At 51.3% G+C, this 20,495-nt stretch carries 14 protein-coding genes and 1 pseudogene; 5 read left to right on the plus strand and 10 right to left on the minus strand.

Going from position 1 to position 20,495, the window contains the following annotated elements; translation table 11 throughout:
* Both J2I46_RS29305 and J2I46_RS29310 read right to left on the minus strand, forming a co-directional pair.
* Positions 1–633 (minus strand): annotated as a pseudogene (locus J2I46_RS29305) (gliding motility-associated C-terminal domain-containing protein); the annotation flags it as partial.
* Between the two features lie 167 nt (positions 634–800).
* A complete protein-coding gene (locus tag J2I46_RS29310) occupies positions 801–2,360 on the minus strand; it encodes an acyl-CoA carboxylase subunit beta (RefSeq protein ID WP_207332668.1) in 1,560 nt (519 codons plus the stop codon).
* Positions 2,361–2,585: 225 nt separating this feature from the next.
* Between J2I46_RS29310 and J2I46_RS29315 the strand changes: the two genes are divergently transcribed.
* The 3 genes from J2I46_RS29315 to J2I46_RS29325 all read left to right on the plus strand — a co-directional run bounded on the left by J2I46_RS29315 (position 2,586) and on the right by J2I46_RS29325 (position 5,468).
* Entirely contained in the window at positions 2,586–4,064 is a 1,479-nt protein-coding gene (locus J2I46_RS29315) for a Gfo/Idh/MocA family protein (protein WP_207332669.1), read from the plus strand.
* 58 nt (positions 4,065–4,122) lie between these two features.
* Positions 4,123–4,539, plus strand: coding sequence for a TlpA family protein disulfide reductase (locus J2I46_RS29320; protein WP_207332670.1), 417 nt, complete (start codon positions 4,123–4,125; stop codon positions 4,537–4,539).
* A 164-nt stretch (positions 4,540–4,703) separates the two neighbouring features.
* The gene (locus J2I46_RS29325; protein WP_207332671.1) at positions 4,704–5,468 is read left to right on the plus strand and encodes a phosphatidylinositol-specific phospholipase C/glycerophosphodiester phosphodiesterase family protein; all 765 of its coding nucleotides are present in this window, start codon (positions 4,704–4,706) and stop codon (positions 5,466–5,468) included.
* Here J2I46_RS29325 and J2I46_RS29330 read toward each other — a convergent pair whose 3' ends face one another.
* The 4 genes from J2I46_RS29330 to J2I46_RS29345 form a co-directional block, all read right to left on the minus strand.
* Complete coding sequence (locus J2I46_RS29330) at positions 5,469–6,602, minus strand: outer membrane beta-barrel protein (protein WP_207332672.1); 1,134 nt, start codon at positions 6,600–6,602, stop codon at positions 5,469–5,471.
* 89 nt (positions 6,603–6,691) lie between these two features.
* The gene (locus J2I46_RS29335; RefSeq protein WP_207332673.1) at positions 6,692–7,900 is read right to left on the minus strand and encodes a hypothetical protein; all 1,209 of its coding nucleotides are present in this window, start codon (positions 7,898–7,900) and stop codon (positions 6,692–6,694) included.
* Positions 7,901–8,000: 100 nt separating this feature from the next.
* Positions 8,001–10,535 (minus strand): ATP-dependent Clp protease ATP-binding subunit, encoded by a 2,535-nt coding sequence (locus J2I46_RS29340; RefSeq protein ID WP_207332674.1) that lies wholly within the window; start codon positions 10,533–10,535, stop codon positions 8,001–8,003.
* A 48-nt stretch (positions 10,536–10,583) separates the two neighbouring features.
* Positions 10,584–11,216: a WbqC family protein gene (locus J2I46_RS29345; protein ID WP_229380014.1), complete on the minus strand. Its 633-nt coding sequence runs from the start codon at positions 11,214–11,216 to the stop codon at positions 10,584–10,586.
* Positions 11,217–11,398: 182 nt separating this feature from the next.
* Here J2I46_RS29345 and J2I46_RS29350 point away from each other — a divergent pair, with 182 nt between their 5' ends.
* Complete coding sequence (locus tag J2I46_RS29350; RefSeq protein WP_207332675.1) at positions 11,399–13,336, plus strand: CocE/NonD family hydrolase; 1,938 nt, start codon at positions 11,399–11,401, stop codon at positions 13,334–13,336.
* A gap of 104 nt (positions 13,337–13,440) precedes the next feature.
* Here J2I46_RS29350 and J2I46_RS29355 read toward each other — a convergent pair whose 3' ends face one another.
* Positions 13,441–14,247 (minus strand): lipoprotein signal peptidase, encoded by an 807-nt coding sequence (locus J2I46_RS29355; RefSeq protein WP_207332676.1) that lies wholly within the window; start codon positions 14,245–14,247, stop codon positions 13,441–13,443.
* A 111-nt stretch (positions 14,248–14,358) separates the two neighbouring features.
* A complete protein-coding gene (locus J2I46_RS29360) occupies positions 14,359–15,588 on the minus strand; it encodes a proline dehydrogenase family protein (RefSeq protein ID WP_207332677.1) in 1,230 nt (409 codons plus the stop codon).
* Positions 15,589–15,848: 260 nt separating this feature from the next.
* Here J2I46_RS29360 and J2I46_RS29365 point away from each other — a divergent pair, with 260 nt between their 5' ends.
* The gene (locus tag J2I46_RS29365) at positions 15,849–16,949 is read left to right on the plus strand and encodes a chorismate mutase (protein WP_207332678.1); all 1,101 of its coding nucleotides are present in this window, start codon (positions 15,849–15,851) and stop codon (positions 16,947–16,949) included.
* Positions 16,950–17,049: 100 nt separating this feature from the next.
* On the opposite strand, the gene J2I46_RS29370 is transcribed toward J2I46_RS29365, so the two are convergent.
* Both J2I46_RS29370 and J2I46_RS29375 read right to left on the minus strand, forming a co-directional pair.
* Positions 17,050–17,991, minus strand: a complete 942-nt coding sequence (locus tag J2I46_RS29370; protein WP_207332679.1) for a DUF4249 domain-containing protein — start codon at positions 17,989–17,991, stop codon at positions 17,050–17,052.
* Complete coding sequence (locus J2I46_RS29375; RefSeq protein WP_207332680.1) at positions 17,991–20,456, minus strand: TonB-dependent receptor; 2,466 nt, start codon at positions 20,454–20,456, stop codon at positions 17,991–17,993. The genes J2I46_RS29370 and J2I46_RS29375 overlap by 1 nt, the downstream gene beginning before the upstream one ends.
* Positions 20,457–20,495: the final 39 nt, after the last annotated feature.

Here is a 20,495-nt window from a genome sequence, read left to right on the forward strand (position 1 = left end):
CTGGTATTGTGGTACAGCGAACGACCGACAGGGTGCACCATCACCCGAGTATTGTGGAATGGAAATGCGGTATGAGAGGCTATCGCCATCTGGGTCATAGGCCGCCGGGTTATGGCAGTATTTCTGGCCAATACGGGCCGAGTCGACCGGTGGGTTGAGCAGAATCGGATTGGTATTGAAGCCCAGCGCTGCGTTGGCCGAGATAGTGGTTGTGACGAAAAAGCTAACATTCTGCGACGCGCCATTCTGTATGTTTCGCGTGCCGTCATTCCGGTTTACAACCCTGGCCGAGATTGAATACACACCCGGACCCGGGTATGTATACGTTGTCCGGTATATGTTGATCGACGTACCCCTGTTCAAGGATCGAATGGGTAAAATACGCGGAACTTCCCGACTGGTTCCATCACCAAAACAAAACAAGGCGTTGTCGGCAGCCTGTGCTGCTCCCGCTCCACCTATAATATCGTAATAGGCAGTGAGGGTAATCTCATATGTAATGCCATTAGCACTCGGTATACGCCTCGTGGTAATCTCACCAGCCCGTACGTGGGTAGCCTGTACCACATTAGGCAGCAACAGGCCAATACCCAGCAACATGGCCAGCAGCCAGCCAGTATAACTCGATCTCATATATATGGGTAGTCGTTTTACTAATGAACGATTTTGACCGTCAAAAAGATATGACTCTAAAAGGGAGTTTACTGTTTGCCGTTTACCGTCTTCTGTTGCGCTGCTATATAACGATGCTGTAACTAAGCAAAGCAACAGAAGACAGTAAACAGCAAACAGTAAACTCCTTACAGCGGTATATTTCCGTGCTTTTTGCGCGGTAGCGTGGCCACTTTGTTTTCCAGCATTTGAAACGCCCGCATCAACTTTTGTCGGGTCTCTTCGGGGTAAATTACCTCGTCGACGTAGCCACGGTGGGCGGCCCGATACGGATTGGCGAACTTCTCAGTGTACTCCTGCACTTTCTCCTGAAGTTTAGCCTGTGGGTCAGCGGCTTCAGCAATTTCCCGCTTGAAAATAATTTCGGCCGCCCCACTGGCGCCCATTACGGCAATCTCAGCCGATGGCCAGGCGTAGTTCAGATCAGCCCCAATATGCTTTGAATTCATGACGTCGTAGGCTCCTCCGTAGGCTTTACGCGTAATGACTGTTACGCGTGGCACGGTGGCTTCGCAGAAGGCATACAATAGTTTAGCGCCGTTGGTAATGATGCCGTTCCACTCCTGATCGGTGCCGGGCAAAAAGCCAGGTACGTCTTCCAGCACAAGAATAGGTACGTTGAAGCAGTCGCAAAAGCGGACAAATCGAGCGGCTTTGGTGCTCGCCTGAATATCGAGTACCCCCGCCAGAACGGCTGGCTGGTTGCCCACCACCCCAATACTCCGCCCGCCGATACGGGCAAAACCTACCACAATATTTTCGGCGAAGTTCTTGTGCACCTCCATGAACGAATCAGCATCCACCAGCGCGTCAATCACTTCGCGCATGTCGTACGGCTGATTCGGGTTTTCGGGAATAATGGTGTTCAGCTCCGGCCGACTTTCGCTCTCCGAGGCCTCATACGGCAGCATGGGCGGCTGGTCTTCGCAGTTCTGTGGAATATAGCTCAGCAACTGCTTGATATGTTGAATACAGGCCAGTTCGTTGGCGCACGAAAAATGCGTTACGCCCGACTTGGTGCTGTGCGTACTGGCACCACCCAACTCTTCGGCCGTCACCTCTTCGTGGGTCACGGTTTTCACGACGTTGGGCCCGGTCACGAACATATAGCTTGTGTTCTCGACCATGAAAATAAAATCCGTGATTGCCGGGCTATACACGGCTCCACCCGCACACGGCCCCATAATGGCCGATAACTGCGGAATAACGCCCGATGCACGTGTATTCCGGTAGAAAATATCAGCATAGCCAGCCAGCGACAATACACCTTCCTGGATACGGGCCCCGCCTGAATCATTAAGCCCAATAACCGGTGCTCCATTTTGCAGGGCAAGGTCCATCAACTTACATATCTTCTCTGCATGCGTTTCCGAGAGGGCACCGCCAAACACGGTAAAATCCTGCGCAAACACGTAGACCAATCGGCCATTTACGGTGCCGTAGCCCGTGACCACACCATCGCCCAGATAGTATTCTTTATCGAGTCCAAAATCTTTGGTACGGTGCATTACAAACTTCCCGATCTCTTCAAATGAACCTTCGTCGACCAGGAGCGCAATGCGTTCGCGGGCGGTTAGCTTTCCTTTCGCGTGCTGAGCGTCGATACGTTTCTGGCCTCCCCCTAGCAGGGCTTCGGCATTTTTCCGGTCAAGGGTGTCCGTGTTTTTGGGCTTGGTTACTGAATTCATGTACGCGGCTTAGGTAAAGTATGTGCTGAAAGCAAAAGTAGAGTAGAAGCATAACAAAAAATAGACTCAGCCAGCCTGATTCAGGTACGTTAAGGTGCCGAACGAATGGCTTTTTTCAGGGCTTACTGCGATACTGAAGTGAATTTGCTGCTTTGGTCAGGTAAGGGAATGGCGTTTGCGCCTTTACTGATTGTGTTCACTAATTGATATCAACAACACGGATTCATGAGTCAGACCAACCAACCGAACGACGCGTCGCGCCGGAAGTTTCTACAAACCGGCGCCCTGGCCGCTGGTTCGTTCTTCATTGTACCCCGCCACGTATTGGGGAAAGGCTTCATTGCTCCTTCTGATAAACTAAACATTGCCAGCGTAGGCTTCGGCGGCAAGGGCGCCAGCGACCTCAACAACTCGTTTAATAACGGCGCCAATAACGTGGTTGCTCTTTGCGACGTAGACTGGGGGTTACAACGGGTGAAAGAGAATTTTACCAAATTCCCGAACGCCAAACGGTACAAGGATTTTCGCGAAATGCTCGATAAGGAAGGCAAAACCATTGATGCCGTAACGGTATCGACCGCCGACCATACGCACGCCGTTGTGGCCATGGCCGCCATGCAGCGCGGAAAGCACGTATATGTACAGAAACCCCTGACACACAACATCCATGAAGCCCGGATGCTGACCGAAGCTGCCCGTAAATACAAGGTTGTTACGCAGATGGGCAACCAGGGGTCGTCGAACCCGCAACAGAAGGAAATGGTTGACTGGTTTGATAAAGGGCTGGTTGGCAACGTGCATACGGTGTACCTCTGGACCAACCGCCCTGTGTGGCCCCAGGGCATTCCGGTACCACAGCCAGCGTCTGAAACACCCGTCGACCTCGACTGGGATCTCTGGCTCGGGCCAGCGCAGAAGGTGGGTTACACGCCTGCTTACCATCCGTTCAAATGGCGGGGCTGGTGGAACTTCGGTGCCGGCGCACTGGGCGACATCGGCTGTCACATCATGGACGTTCCATTCCGGGTATTAGGACTGGGTTACCCCACTCAGGTAGAAAGCAGCATTGGCTCGGTATTCCTGAAAGACTGGACCCCCGAATACATTCCGGAAGGATGCCCCCCCTCATCGCATGTCGAGTTGCAATTCCCCCAGTCGAGCAAGAACAAGTCGGCGGTGAAGATGGTCTGGCTCGACGGCGGGCTACGTCCATTCCGGCCAGAAATGTTGCCAGCCGGTGAGCCCTTCCCCGAAAACGGCGAGAACGGCGTTTTCCTGATTGGCGATAAAGGCATGATTGCCTGCGGTATGTACGGCGACAATCCAAAACTGTACACCAAAAGCGGCGATAAGCGGGAAGCGGCTCCCAAACCAAAAGCAGGAACGGCAGGCACGGTATCGCTCGCCGAAAATGGCCATCAGGTGTTCTGGACAGAAGCGTGCAAAGCGGGTTTCAACAGCAAAGAGCACAAGGCGCTTACCTCATCATTCGACTTTGCCGGTCCGCTGACCGAGTCGGTACTGATGGGCAATCTGGCTATTCGCAGCTACACACTCCGCACGCCCAAAGCCGATGGCAAAGGCTTTAATTACCCAGGCCGCAAGCAGTTGACCTGGGATGGTAAGAATATGAAAATCACCAACTTCGACGAAGCTAATCAGTTTGTCTCACGCGACTACCGCGACGGCTGGAAGCTGGTGTAGTGCAATCATTCCGTCAATACAAAGCCCCCTCTTGCCATGTACTGAGCTGAGGGGGCTTTTGTTAGTTACCCCGTCAGGTACGGTTGATGACAAACCGGCACAACTAACGAACCCCCAAAAGGCACGCTACACGCTGGTCGATTTCTGGTTTAGCCGCTGTGGTGCCTGTATCGATCAGTTTCCAACCCTTAAAACGCTGTTTAGCCAGTACCGACGAACTGATTTTAACGTCGTCCAAATCTCGATTGATAAGAAAGCGGAGGTGCCCTTGTGGAAAAAGACGATTCAGCAGCATGCACTTCCCTGGCTACAATACCTCGACGAGTCGGGCAAATTCACGTCCGGCACACTGGCAATCAATGCATTCCCCAGCAATTTTCTGCTCGATCAGCAAGGAAAAATAATTCGCCGGGATGTTCGGATGGACGAGTTGACGAAGTTCCTTGCTGGCAACGTACCCACGTCAGTGCGATAACGAGAGACTACTACGTTGGCTGAATTAGTTTGCGGTTTCTGATCTCTTATTTTCGGATTGATTAGACATAACTCGGTTAGCTCTACATTTATATAACCAACCAGTTTACCGATTAAGCAATGTACCTTGATAGTAATCTTCACGGTCTGTTTCATATCCAGCACATGCGATATTCCCTATTTCAATCACTCCTGCTTATTTCGTTGCTATCAACAGGCGCATATGCTCAGAAAATCTTCGCGCATAATGACTACGAAAAGCCGCAACCATTGACGAAGGCGATTGAAGCGCGTGCCGATTTCATTGAAGCCGACATTTATCTCCGCAATGGGCAGTTGATTGTGGCGCACATGCCCAAAGAGGCTGATACCGCCACCCGTACGCTGGAAAACTTGTACCTGAAGCCAATTATCGCCCTGTTCGAACAAAATAAGGGACGCATCAGCTCTGATCGAAAATATGCCCCTTCGCTGGTATTCGACGTAAAAGACAAAGTAGAAGACGTACTGCCCAAGTTACTGCCGCTCCTCGAAAATAACCTGGCTGCGTTCAGCCGGTCAGTTTCGCCGATGGCCGTTCGGATCGTTATCACCGGCAATCGCCCCCGCCCCGAATTCTACCTCGATCAGCCGACGTACCTGTTCTTCGACGGGCGGCCCAGCGAACTGTATGACGACGAAACAGCCAAACGCGTAGCATTGATCTCCGATAACTTCCGATCATATGCCCGCTGGGACGGTACCGGCGATGTACCTGAAGATGATAAGGCGAAGCTAAAGCGAATCATCAAACGCGCCCACGACACGGGTTGCCCCATCCGTTTCTGGAATGCCCCCGACACCCCCGACGCCTGGAAAAAACTTTATAAACTCGGCATTGACGTTATCAACACCGATAAAGTAGCCGAGTGCGCCCAGGTGATGAAATAGCTACAGCGAATACGCCACTGAGATATTTGAAAGTGTAGTGGCAGTTGCCTGCACATTGTAGTATGAATAGCCAGGATCAAGGACAGTATCAAGAGCCCAGAAATACTGACCAGCAAGAGAGCCCAACGTTGTTTGAATGATAAATCGGTCTCCAGCCATATACGCCAGGCCTGCGCTAATGCCTGCTCGAACGTTACGCTGATAAACAGGAGAATCACTCGTTTTATTAAAGCCGTAACCTACACTGCCCTGAATGAATGGCCGTAGACGCGACGTACCCATATAAGACCGTACAAATGCCTGGGCCGAGGGCGAATACTCGACATATTCGTTACCACTTTGTGGACGGTTGGCTGAATAGTCCAGCGCTATTCCTAACAGTAGATTGTTTTTGATGAATCGACCTACAGAAATACCCGCCGTTGCCACTTTTTGATTCTGCTCTGTACCACTACTGCTCTGGCGTGTTGAGGATACATTAGCCAAAGCACCCAGTAACCAACGCCCCGCCCGTGTTTGTGGTGCGTCGAAGCCACCGTCGGCAGGCTGCGACTGGTTTCCGTTGCCAGTTAGAATGGCAACACCAAAACTGGCATTACTCAAGGCTGTCGGGAAACTATTGCTGATGGAGGCTTCCACGGCAATCCGGTTTGATAGCGTGTACAGTGCCCCCACCTGACCTACAGCTGTTAATTGCCAGTTTAAACCAGAGGTTGAATACAAATTATTATAAAACGATTGATTGTTATACGCCTGACGGCCAGCACCCAGCCCACCACCCGCGTAAACAAAAAGCCGATCTAGAACAGGCCAGTAGCGGCGCAGGATCAAGCCTGCCGATAGATCCATCCCTTCCCCGATGAATGTGGTTAACTGTGTGGCCGTTTTACTATCCGTACGCTGGTAATTCGCGCCTACACTGTAGCCCAGCAGCCAATTATCCTTAACAAATACCCCTCTATTTAGCTGGAGGCCAGCTGAATAACTGGTGTATTTAGAGTCATCAAACGAAGTCAGTGTCCTATTAAGCGACAAGTTAACGCTGCCCGACGTAATGGATTGGCCTTTCTGCGTTTGGGCCAATGAGGGGATTGCGAGGGAACTGGCTAAAAGGAGGGCGTAAAGCTTTTTCATGACGGGTAAGTTTAGTTGTGTTCTAACGCAACCAAACCTACCCTTTATTTGACAAATTATGAATTAATATACGTTAATTATAGCAAAAATTATAAAAACACGTAGGTCATCGTCAGGGCCGGGCGTAATGACAAACTGACATCCGTGTTGGTGTGCGCGTCACCAGTTTGCTGGTCGTTGCTCCAGTCATGGCCTAGTCCGGCTAATTCTCCTTCAACAATAAAGCGCGTACCCAACAGGTAAGCCAGCCCAGCGCTGATTCGCCAATTGTAGGCTGCCGCGTGCGACTGTAGCACTCCATCACCCGACACGCGCTCATCGCTCCAGCCAACGCGCCCCGCCACGTAGGGTCCAAACTGACTTTTCGACAGGTATTTTTTGGCAAACGGTTCAACACCTATCGACTTGGTCAGGACTGTACCCGTCTGCACCTCTGTAGATGACCGATCGAATTGATTGGTTAATTGCTGCTGCCGAATAGGAACAGCCACGCCTATAACCCACCGCTTACCGGGAATATACCCGATCGACGGACTAATAGCGTACTGTTGCGTCACCTGCCGCTGAATGGTTGTAATTTTCTCTGAGCCAGAAATAGATTGCTGCTGATTACTTCCCAGTTCAAACGTGCCGCCAAATACCCAGTTGCCTGTCAGCAATTGAGCAGGTGTTTGTTTCGAAGTAAGCACAGATCGCTTTCCTTTAACATCAGTTAACACAACCAGTCCCAGATTCAGATTAGTGAACGAAACAGGGAACAGGCCAGAGCGGGCACTCAGATCAAGTCCCCAGTGGGTGTCAATGGCATAAAACAATCCTGCCTGAAACTCCGGTGTTAGTCGCCACTGCGACGACTCCTGTTCAGATACGCTTTGCTGTGTGTTGGTAGTCAATAGGCGGTTTCGCCCGTATGATACCGCCAGTCCGCCACCAACGTACCCACGCAACGCATTTTTCCCCCAGAAACGGCGTATAAACGGTGTAGCGCCAAAGATGGTTTGGCGGGAGTCACTGACAGCATCAAAGTTGAATCCTTGCCGCGTCAGGGTACGTACCCGGCTCAGGCGGAGATCGGCACCAACCAGCACATTGTCGCGCAGGAAAGTCCCTTGCGTTAGGGAAATGGTAAGTGTAGACAGGTCTTCGTTATTCTGGAATAGGCTCGTATTTCCTTTCTGCCAGCCCGCATTCCCTGATAGCCAACTAACGCCTCTTTCTGTTTGAGCCTGCACAGACTGGAACGTACCCAGGTAGCTTGTTACCAGTAAAAAACCGGCGAAATGTATAGCGTGTTTCATTTTTCACATTCGTTGGGTAAATAAAAAGCGTACCCTTACAACGAAAAACCCCGGATGGTAATGCACCATCCGGGGTTTTGTTTATGAAACGGGAATCCGATTACTCGGTTACAGCTTCAGGCTTTTTCACCGTAATCGTCAGCGCTTCGCCTTCGCCACTGTAGTCGGCCAGGATCACATCACCTTCTTTCAGCTCGCCTTTCAGAATCTCTTCTGCCACGGGATCTTCAAGATAACGCTGAATGGCACGGGCCAACGGACGGGCACCATACTGCGGATCGTATCCTTTCTCGGCCAGGAAGTCTTTCGCCTTCTCGGTGAGTTCTACGTTATAACCCAAGTTCAGTACGCGACCCAGCAGTTTACCCAGCATCAGGTCAATAATGTGGTGAATGTCTTCGCGTTGCAGCGAGTTAAACACGATCACATCATCCAAACGGTTCAGGAACTCAGGCGAGAACGCCTTCCGAAGGGCCGACTGGATGGTCGACTTCATCAGGTCGTCCTGATTCTCAGCACTGCGCTTCGACGCAAAACCGATACCGGCACCGAAATCTTTCAGGTCACGTACCCCGATGTTCGAGGTCATGATAATGATCGTATTCCGGAAGTCAACACGGCGACCCAGACCATCGGTCAGGATACCATCGTCGAGCACCTGCAGCAGGATGTTGAACACATCCGGGTGGGCTTTCTCGATCTCGTCAAGCAACACAACTGAGTACGGCTTCCGACGAATCTTCTCAGTCAACTGACCGCCTTCTTCGTAACCTACGTAGCCCGGAGGTGCACCAACCAGCCGCGATACGCTGAATTTCTCCATGTACTCCGACATGTCGATACGAACCAGCGCATCGTCTTTGTCGAACAGGTACGTTGCCAGCACCTTCGCCAGTTCGGTCTTCCCTACACCCGTTGGGCCGAGGAAAATAAACGAACCGATTGGCTTCTTGGGATCTTTCAGACCAACGCGGGTACGTTGAATGGCTTTCACGAGTTTGTCGATGGCCGACTGCTGCCCGATCACTTTGCCTTTCAGTTCATCGCCCATCCTGACGAGTTTTTTACCCTCGTCGTTGGATACGCTCGTTACGGGAATACCGGTCATCATGGCCACTACTTCGGCCACGTTTTCTTCGGTCACCGTATAACGGCGCTTCTTGGTATCTTCTTCCCAAGCCTGCTTGGCACGATCCAGCTGATCGATCAGGCGCTTCTCTTTATCACGGAGTTGAGCAGCCTCTTCGTATTTCTGGCTTTTCACCACCTGATTCTTTTCCTTCTTAATATTCTCGATCGACTCTTCGAGCTTCAGAATATCCTCGGGAACGGTGATGTTACTGATGTGTACGCGGGCACCTACTTCGTCCATTACGTCGATGGCTTTATCGGGCAGGAAGCGGTCAGAGATATAACGCTCCGACAGTTTCACCGATGCCTCGATTGCCTCCGGCGTGTAGTTCACGTGGTGGTGATCTTCGTACTTGTCCTTGATGTTGTTCAGGATCTCGATGGTTTCGTCAATCGACGTAGCATCGACCATCACCATCTGGAAACGACGGGCCAGGGCACCATCTTTCTCAATGTACTGACGGTATTCATCAAGCGTGGTGGCCCCGATGCATTGAATATCGCCGCGAGCCAGGGCTGGCTTGAACATATTCGAGGCATCGAGCGAGCCAGAGGCACCACCCGCACCCACGATCGTGTGCAGCTCATCAATGAACAGAATCACTTCGGGCGATTTTTCCAGCTCGTTCATCACGGCCTTCATCCGCTCCTCGAACTGACCACGGTATTTGGTACCAGCCACCAGCGAGGCAAGATCAAGGGTAACAACGCGCTTGCCAAACAGCACCCGCGACACTTTTTTCTGTACGATCCGCAGGGCAAGCCCTTCGGCGATGGCTGTCTTACCAACACCAGGTTCACCGATCAGGATCGGGTTATTTTTCTTACGGCGGCTCAGAATCTGGGCTACCCGTTCGATCTCTTTCTCACGACCAACAATCGGGTCGAGCTTGCCAACTTCGGCAAGTTTGGTCAGGTCACGGCCGAAATTATCGAGTACGGGTGTACGCGATTTTTCAGAGCCTTTGTCTTTGCCCTGCCCGGTGCCGCTACCACTGCCGCCGAACATACCGCGCGAGGCGTCGTCGTCGTCGTCGGTATCATGCGCCATATTGGGCTGAGTTCCGGTTGATTGATATTCCAGCATCTCCTTAATCACTTCGTAGTTGACGTTGAATTTGTGCAGAATCTGCGTGGCAACGTTGTCTTCGTCGCGCAGAATCGACAGTAACAAGTGTTCTGTGCCGATCAGCGGGCTCTTGAAAATCTTCGCTTCTAAATACGTAATCTTCAGGGTTTTCTCCGACTGACGGGTCAGGGGGATATTGGCCAGATTTTTAACGTTATTGGTTGCGGTTCCTTTCGTGGCTTGTTCGATGGTGATGCGCAGTTCGTCGAGTGAAATCGACAGTTTTTTAAGCAGTCCCACCGCCACGCCTTCGCCCTCGCGAATCATGCCCAGCAGCAAGTGTTCGGTGCCGATGTAATCGTGACCGAGCCGCAAAGCCTCTTCCCGGCTGAGGGAAATGACTTCTTTTACGCGGTTTGAGAATTTTGCTTCCATTCGCTTGGGGTTCCTAATCGTATTAGCGTCTTACTGAAATAACGTATTTTAATTTGGGTTTGTTCGGCCTAACGTTCTCATATCCTCTCCCGCAAATAATAGGTCGATAACACTGAGGTTAGACACAAATTCAGCACCAAAGTTTTGCTGATAACCCGGTATTGGACCAAACAGTCCAATTTCGGCATATTGACCCGGTTCAATTCGGGAACGGGCGTCAAAAACGCCGGTTCCGGGCGTCTTCTCATACCATTCTGTCAGGCGAATCGGGTTACTTAGTCGCAGCCATTTCCGACATAATGTCAGCACTGACCAGTTCAGATCGAATAAAAAAGGCGGATGCTGGTTCAGAATAACTTCTATCTCCGGCATTAAGTACTCAAAATACGGTGATTTAGCGTAGGCCGATTGCAAACAACGAAGATGTCGGTCAATCCAGTTTTGGCTATAGTCAATCTGTACATCACGTACGGGTTGCCGACGGGTGCTGTTCAGAACCGGGACAGTCAGACAGTCGACTTTATTACTGGTCAGTACGTAACAACGGTTGCGGTAACTCTGCTTCTGATAGTTCTCGTGGGCCTCGATCAATACCTCATCGGCGAGAGCCATGCCACGCATCACATCAAGGCAAGGAAAGTAGTGCAGGTCGATTAGTAAGGTATACGGCGGGGTTATCAAGTGGTTTGAACTGGTTCGATTTACCAACTAACGAAAAAATTGGATTCACTCAAGTATGTAGACCATTTTTTAATTCGTTTCGTCACCCGCTTTGCATATTTCTCTGATTTAACAGGATAGTTTTCAGGGTTTAGATACAAGCTATTCCTTGTAGTTTTGCTCCCGCAACATACGCTCATCACATGACTATCCGCTTACTTACCGGGTTGGCACTTTGTCTGCTTACCCAATCAACGTTTGCTCAAACCCCTATCGATACCGCCTTTGTGCGAACGAATTACACGAAGATTGACCGGCAGATTCCGATGCGCGACGGCACCAAACTCTATACGGTTATTTACGTGCCAAAGGATGCGTCAGCGACAAACCGATACCCGTTCCTGATGGAACGTACCCCCTACTCGGCCAGCCCATACGGCGAAACGAATTACCCGAAGCAGGGCCCCGGCCCGTCGGTCGAACTCTCACGGGAGAAGTTCATCTTCGTGAATCAGGACGTACGTGGCCGCTACATGAGCGAAGGACAGTTCGAGGAAATGACGCCCGGCCTTAAATCAGTTGGTCCATCGCCTCACCAGATGCCCCGCCCAGCTCGCTCGGCCAAAAAATCGGCAACCGCAGCGAACGTACCTACAGTCTCTACCGACGAGAGTACAGATACCTACGATACGGTGGAATGGCTGCTCAAGAACGTACCTGGCAACAATGGGCGTGTGGGCATCATGGGTATTTCGTATCCCGGTTTCTACGCCACGGCGGCGCTGCCCAACGCGCACCCGGCCATCAAGGCCGTATCGCCCCAGGCACCGGTCACCGACGAGTTTATGGGCGATGATGCCCGCCACAACGGCGCATTCTTCCTGCTCGACAATTTCTCGTTCATGAATTACTTCGACGCGCCCCGCAAAGGCCCCGTTGACGATTACCCGGAAATGTTCAGCTATAAGGCTAAAGATGCTTATCAGTTCTTTCTGGACCTTGGTCCGTTGAAAAACGCGAACGGGCCGGCGTATTATAACAACAAGGGTAAGATATGGAATGAGTACCTGGCCCATGAAACATACGATGCTTACTGGCAAAGCCGCGACATCAGGCGGCATCTGGGTCAGGTACGTTCCGGCGCAACGCCACCGGCAACGCTGGTCGTGGGCGGCTGGTACGACGCCGAAGATCTGTTTGGTGCCCTGAACACCTACAAGACGCTGGAAAAGAACGCCAACAACCAAAACCAGCTGGTAATGGGGCCGTGGACACACGGGGCCTGGGCCCGCCGCGACTGGTCGGTTTTTGGTGATTTTCAGTTTGGCAGCAACACGGCTCAGGCATACCGCGACTCAGTGGAAACACCTTTCTTTCTGTATCACCTGAAAGATAAAGGCCGATACGTACCTACCGAAGCCCGCCTGTTCAATACGGGCACTAACCAATGGCAATCGTTTGCTGCCTGGCCCCCCAAAGCAGCTACGGAACAGACCTTTTTTCTGGCGGCGGGCAACCAATTGGCCGCCGCTCCGGCTGGCAACGTACCTACAGAATACGTTAGCGATCCGGCGAAACCAGTGCCTTATACGGATGGTACCTGGGCGCGGCGCAACAATGCTTACATGATTGAAGACCAACGATTTGCCGCCCGCCGCCCCGACGTACTGGTGTTTCAGACAGAACCGATACAAAACGACCTGACGCTGGCCGGTCCGATTACCGTTGATCTTCGTGTAGCTATGACAGGCAGCGACGCTGACTTCATTGTTAAACTCATCGACGTATTGCCCGATACATCGAGTTCTCCTCGTCCAAATCCGAAAAACATAACGCTGGGTGGCTATCAGCGGCTGGTACGCGGTGATGTAATGCGGGGAAAATTCCGGAAGTCGATGGAAAATCCGGAAGCCTTTGTGCCGGGACAACCAACGCCGGTTTCCTTCACCCTCAATGATGCGCTGCACACGTTCAGAAAAGGGCATCGGCTTATGATTCAGGTACAGTCGTCGTGGTTCCCGCTGGTCGATCGTAACCCGCAAACGTTCGTGACTATCAGCACCGCCTCCGAAACCGATTTCCAGAAAAACACGATCCGTATCGGCACTGATTCATCGGTGAAATTGACGGTGTTAAAGTAGATTAATGGCGTAGCCTACCTCCTTGAAGGGGACTTCACCACCACAACAGAAAGAGGGTCATCACCACGCGGCAATGACCCTCTTTCTGTATCAATTTCAGCTAGTTATGCTTCTTTTTCTTTCAACGGTCCATCAGAAACCGGAAGGGGCTGATCGGCCTGTTCGGGCTCATTTTGTTCCGGTTTAATCAACTCTGATTCCGGGGTATTTCTCTTTTCGGATGGCATTTCCGTTTCGGAAATACCAAGCTCTTCAGCTGCTTCCGACATTGGCAAAACGGCAGCGTTAGTTGCGTCGGGATCGTCGGGGAGCAACCCCTCCCGTTCGGCTTGCAGTTGGTAAAAACGGCGCTGGAAGAACAGGATCAAACAGACACCGACGAAAATGCACGAGTCAGCGAAGTTGAAAATCGGCATGGAAAAATAGCTTCCTCCCCAGATCGGTATCCATCGGGGCAGAATTCCTTCCCACAAATCAAAGAAGATAAAATCAATGACCTGCCCGTGAAACCAGGGCGTGGGTGCACCGTAAGGTGAATTGTGCAGATAAACGCCATAAAATGTACTATCGATGACATTGCCGATAGCACCTGCTAAGATCAAGGCCATTGCATACAGCAATCCGTTTGGGGCTCCGTGTTTGGCCAGATAAACCAGATACCAGCCGATGCCAACCATGGCAAACAAACGGAATATGCTCAGCACCAACTTACCATACTGATGATTCAGTTCCATCCCGAATGCCATGCCGGGGTTCAAGACATATTGAAACTTGAACCAGTCACCAATAACGTTGATCGGCATGTACAGATGTTCCTGCATATACTGCAGGATCCAAAGTTTCGACGCCTGATCAATACCTATCAGCAACAACGCCAGCAAAAAAAAACGGATCGGGTTTTTCTGAATCATAAGAAAATAAGGAGAAAGGAAGAGGGAGGAATGGAAGAAAGGGGCGCTGCGCTGTTCAAAATTGATATAGCAAAGCCCCTTTCTTCCATTCCTCCCTCCTCCTTTCTCCTTTTATTTGTTGCAGCCTTTACGGCGTTCCAGCTCGCTTTTGACAAGGGTAAATTCACGGCTGCTCTGGCCGGCGATTGATTTATTCTCTTCGGCACGCCGGAATAAATAAGGCATTACTGCCTCTACGGGGCCATAAGGCACATACTTAGCTACATTGAAGCCCGAATTGGCCAGGTTATACGAGATATTATCGCTCATACCGAGCAACTGCGCAAAGTAAATATGCGGATCATTTGGCGCAATGCCCATCCGTTTCATCTGCGCAATCGTGTACTGGCAGCTATACTCGTTGTGTGTTCCTAAGCAGATCGATACCTCGTCGCGATTCGACAGGCAGAAATCGATAGCCCGGTTGAAATCACGGTCGGTATCTTCTTTGGTAGCCTGGATCGGATCCTGATACTCTTCTTCGTGTGAACGGATGCGTTCTTTTTCCAGATACGCTCCCCGAACCAGTTTTGCACCCAGGAAATAGTGCTTTTCACGGGCTGATTCTGTAGCACTGACCAGGTGATCATACATTTCCCAGCGATACATCTGATATGTATTATAAACCACGCAGCGTTCATGATTGTAACGATCCATCATCTCGTACGCCAGCGCATCAATCGCATCCTGAATCCAGCTTTCTTCGGCGTCGATGAAGATACGGACGTTACGCTCGTAGGCGCGGCGGCAAAGGGTGTTTACCCGCTCCCGAACGCGCTCAAAGGCGGCCTGTTCAGACTCTGTCAGCGCATCGCCGTTTTGTACGGCTTCGAGCAGCTCCGTCTCGCCTAAACCAGTTACTTTAAATACAGAGAACGGTATATCAGCCGATTCGCTGGCCCGTTCGATGGTACGGAGGATTTCCAGTACAGTACTGTCAAAGCACTTTTCATTCTCTTCACCCTCAATCGAATAATCGAGGATTGTGCCCACCTGAGCAGTGTGAAGATGAAGGATGGTACTCTCGCAATCGCGGATTGATTCGCCACCGCAGAACTGCTCGAAAACAGTCTTTTTGATGAGCTTTTTAATGGGAAGCTGTAGCTTCAGGGCCAGTTTTATAAAAAAAGTCCCTACTTTTACGAGCCAACCTTGGTTCATCAACGCAAAAAGCCAGTACGTTTTTCGAAGTTTGAAATTCGACTGGGAAGAGAAGGCAATCGATGTGTCCTCGAATGATACCGGTTTCGTAGCAGAAATCGGTTGGACAGGGGATGTGATTAGATTACTTCGGTTCGACATAGTCAATGCGCCGTTTCCGGTGCGTTCGCCATACGGTCGTTCAGTAGCTTGAGATTGACGGCCTAAAGATAAACGTATTTTTGGCCAAAAAAGGTTTTTCAAGCTATCCTCTACTTTTTCAACAGACTAATAATCGTACAAGACTTGGGTGAGAATGAGCCCCGTGAGAGGCTTTTGCTCCAGCAAATATACTATAAATTTGCACCCGGAAATTTTACAAGCGAAATAGTCAACCTTACAACTAGCGTACACGTAACCTCATGAAACCAGATTTAGCCGTAGAGCCGCTCGATTCGTGGATACAGACCGACGGCAAACCCCTCATTATTGCAGGGCCTTGCAGTGCAGAAACAGAAGAACAACTCGTTGAAACCGCCCGCCAGTTAGCTGCGCTGGGCCAGGTTCACGCCATTCGTGCCGGTGTTTGGAAACCCCGGACTCGCCCGGGCAGCTTTGAAGGAATGGGCGAACCCGCTCTTGCCTGGATTCAGCGCGCCAAGGCTGAAACAGGTCTTCCATTCGCCGTTGAAGTAGCCACACCGCAACATATTGAATTAGCCCTGAAATATGGTGTTGATATTCTTTGGGTAGGGGCCCGTACCACAGTTAACCCGTTCAATGTACAGGAGATTGCCGATGCCCTGAAAGGTGTTGACGTACCTGTGCTGGTGAAAAACCCAGTCAACCCGGATTTGGCCCTTTGGGTAGGTGCCTTTGAGCGTATTGCCGGAGCCGGTATCACCAAGCTTGGTGCCATTCACCGCGGTTTCTCAACGGGTGAAGCCAGCAAATACCGCAACATCCCGATGTGGCAGATGGCGATCGAACTGCGGACCATGTTCCCTCAGTTGCCCATCATTGGCGACCCAAGCCACATGGCCGGCAAGCGTGCATACCTGAACGAACTGGCTCAAATGGCCATGGACCTCAATTACGACGGTCTGATCGTTGAGTCGCACATCGATCCGGATAAAGCGTGGAGCGATGCTGCCCAGCAGTTGACTCCTGCCGCGTTTGGCGAAATGCTGGAGCACCTGCACATCCGTCAGCTCGAGTCGAGCGATCGGGAGTTCCAGAGTGCGATGGAGCAGATTCGCGTGAAGATCGACAGTGTTGACCGTCAGTTGGTTGAACACCTGGCTGCCCGTATGTCGCTGGTTGAAAAACTGGCCGAATACAAGCGCGACAACAACGTGTCGATGTTCCAGCCTGACCGTTGGAAAGAGATTCTGGAGTCACGGAAGCAGTTGGGCGCCAAGCTAAACCTGTACCCTGAGCTCGTGGAAGAGATCTACAAAATCATCCACATGGAATCGATCCGGAAGCAAACCGAAGTGATCAACAGCGCACCGGTGGCATAAGCGAAAGAATAAATGAGTGAAAGAGCGAAGGGCTCTGCTACGCGACTTATTTGTCTGTAGCAGAGCCCTTCGCTCTTTCACTCTATCGCACTTTCACTCTTTATTTTACCTTAACGGTCAGCGTTGATTGATTATAGGCACCGAAGCAGCCGTAACCACCCTGAATGTTACTGGGCACAAGTACCGGTTCTGCAAATGGATTTTCATCGGCGTCTCCCTGACGGTCAACAGTTTCGCGGTAGCGATAATAGTTCTCATCGATGTTGCTGAGCGTCATAGTGAATACCAGGCCAATAGTGCGTTCAAGAGAATTGTAATTAAATTCTCTTGCCTCACCCCGCGCCGAGATAAGTCGCTGTCCATCAACGTTCTGGTCAGTAATCAAGTTTACCCCATTAAATGATAATGGGTACATGTTTGTGAGCGTTGTATCTCGTGTAGGTACGTTCGGAGTCGTGTAGATCGGACGCGTCACAGTTTTTATCAAATTACCACTTACCTGATAATAATTTGCCTCTCCGGCTGCGTCTTGCCACACCAGTCGGCCATAGTAGGTTGTTCCCGGCAGTCCATTTGCACGTCCACTGAGTGAGTCTGCGCGAATTTCAGTAGGCTTTACCGCTTTCGGAACCGTACATTGAGCTGTTACGGTAGGAAAATATGCATTAGATACGGTTAGTGTGTAGGTACGTCCCGCTACGATCGGGAACTGTCGGGTATCAATGCCATAATAAAGCGGAATAGTGCCACCAACGCCAGGCAGTTGAACCGTTCGGGTGCCATCTGACAGCGTGACAACCGACCCCTGGAGGGAGTAGGTAAGGTAAAACCCACCATTATCAGTAAACTTTGTTCCTAAAACAGCACGCGGAGCCTGTACATAAACAGCCAGAAGGGTATCCTGCGGTGATATGAAACAGTGCACAACCATCTTGGGCGTCGCTGTTGGCAGATTTCCCGGATCTACTTCCTGCACCAGGCTGCCACATCCGAGCAAAGTCAGAAGAGTAACGACGAGTGTACTATATGAAATCGTTTTCATCAGAATTTGAAGTTGTAGCTAACAGAAGGCACGATCGGAAACACAGAGTAGCGTTTCAGGATAGTGCGTGGCAGATCGGGCTGAGGGTTCGTGGAGGACTGAGGTAGCGTAGCCAACTGATAAAAGAATGGGTTTCGGCGGTTGTAGGCATTGTAGGCGCTAAACTCCCAGGTACGTTCATGGCGTTTCATTTTTTTATGAAACTGAACAGCTACGTCGAAGCGGTGATAGGGCTCGGCCCGGAAGCTGTTCTTTTCGCCATACTCAGTTGCCGTTTGCGCATTACCATATGGCAGTAGCATTTGGACTCCGTTCTGACCGTAAGAGTAAGCAGGACTTCCCGGACTGTAAGCGACGTAGGTAGCCTGTGGCAAGGTCAGCGCCTGACCAGTTCCATAGACCCACGTACCTGATAGGGAAATGCGCGGGCTTACCTCGTAAATACCTACTACCGAAGCATCGTGGCGGCGATCGTACCGGGGAAAGAAGGGTTTACCGCCGTTGAGTTCGGCAAACTGCCATTGTGTCCATGACAGCGTATAGCCGACCCAGCCACTGAACCGGCCGACCTTCTTCTGAAGCAACACTTCGGCCCCGTAACTCCAGCCCCGGCCCGAGGTCACGTTATCCTCCCAACGTACCCGCTGCGCCGACGTTGGGTCTTCAATCAACAGAAAGCTCGCGCCTTCCTTGTAGTTGATGATATTGTCCATCCGTTTGTAGTACCCTTCCACCGTCAGTGTAAGGCCGTTGGTGAAGGAACCACCGTTTGTAAAATCCTTGGCCATGCCCAACGCCACCTGCTGCGATTGCTGGGGACGTACCCGATCAGTAGTAGGTACCCACAGGTCGGTTGGCAAACCAATGCCAGTGTTGCTTAGCAGGTGAACGTACTGATTCATCAGGGCATACGACGCCTTCACCGACAAATCAGGTTTGATCATGTATGCCGCTGCCAAACGTGGTTCGGGACGAACATAGGTGACCGCATCATGGAGAAACGTGCTGAATCGCAGACCGCCGTTTACCCGCCAATGTACGTTGGGCTTCCAGGTATCTTCGGCGTAAATGCCCGATTCGAGCACATCGATTTTATCCACCTCCAGGCGGCTTTCATTCAGTTCGGTATTTTTTAATACCACGGCGCTGGGCGTGAATCGATGTGCCGTAGCCTGCACGCCAACTTTCAGTGAATGCTGTGGATTGGGGTAAATATCCAGATCGTATTTGATGCCAAAATCGCGTATTCCCGAGGTGTAGCGCAGATTAAATTCAGTGGTCCGGTCATTGAATGTATCTTTATTGTCAGCTGAAATGGAGAAGTCATAGTTGCTGAAAATCAGCGACGCGTTCCCAAATACTTTGTCGGAGAAAAGGTGATTCCAACGCAACGTACCTGTGGCGTTGCCCCAGCCAATACCAACCTTGGTTGTTTGCGTTTCTGACGAATTATCGTCGGCAAAGAACCGGTCGCGCCCGAAGTAGCCGCTTAGATAGAGTTTGTCTTTGGGCCCCAACTCGGTGTTGACTTTTGCGTTCAGGTCGTAGAAATAGTAGCCAGCACTGGTTTTCCCATCAGTTTCGGCGGCAATCAACGGCGCAGCCAGCACATCCAGGTACGTACGTCGACCACTCAATAGAAACGAAGTAGCCCCCGGCCCCGATTTCTTTTTGGTCAATGGTCCCTCCAGCGTCAGACGGCTGGCAATAAGCCCGATACCGCCTTCACCGTGGAGTTTTTCCTTGTTGCCGTCTTTCATGTTCAGGTCGATCACCGATGACAGACGACCACCAAAGCGGGCCGGAAAACCACCTTTCGTCAACTCGACACTTTTGAGGGCATCGCCGTTGAAGACCGAGAAGAAACCAAACAAATGGCTGGCGTTGTAAACCACCGCATCGTCGAGCACGATCAGGTTCTGGTCGGGGCCGCCCCCACGCACGTACAGCCCGCTTTGCCCTTCCGAACCTTTCTGCACACCGGGCATCAATTGCAGCACTTTCAGCACGTCTTTCTCCCCCAGCAGGGCCGGTATCTTCTTGATCTGCGAGATTGGCAGGTCGATCTGGCTCATCTGAGGGCTATCACTCACCTTTTCGTCGGCCCGTGACCGGACCACAACTTCGTTGAGCAGTTTTCCCGCCATCAACGCCACATTAATCGACCCGCTTTTTTGCGCCGCAATGGTCAGTTGCTGGCTCTCATAACCGACAATTGAATAAGTAAGCTGGAGGCTATCCTGCGCAGGAAGCGTCAGCGAATAGAATCCGTAAGTGTTTGTGGTAGTCCCAACTGACGTCCCGGTCCGGTATACATTCACGCCGATCAGGGCCTCCTGAGACCCCGCTTCACGAACGTACCCACTGATGGTAATTGGTAAGGCTGTGCCCAGCGGCTTTGGCTGACTATAAGCCGCATGGAGCTTCAGCCAGCTCAGCAGAGCTACCAGTAAGAAGTGTTTCATATACGTTTTTTGATTAGGAGCAAATTCCAGTCACAAAGG

The sequence above is a fragment of the Fibrella forsythiae genome (assembly GCF_017353175.1).
Classification (GTDB): Bacteria; Bacteroidota; Bacteroidia; order Cytophagales; family Spirosomataceae; genus Fibrella; species Fibrella forsythiae.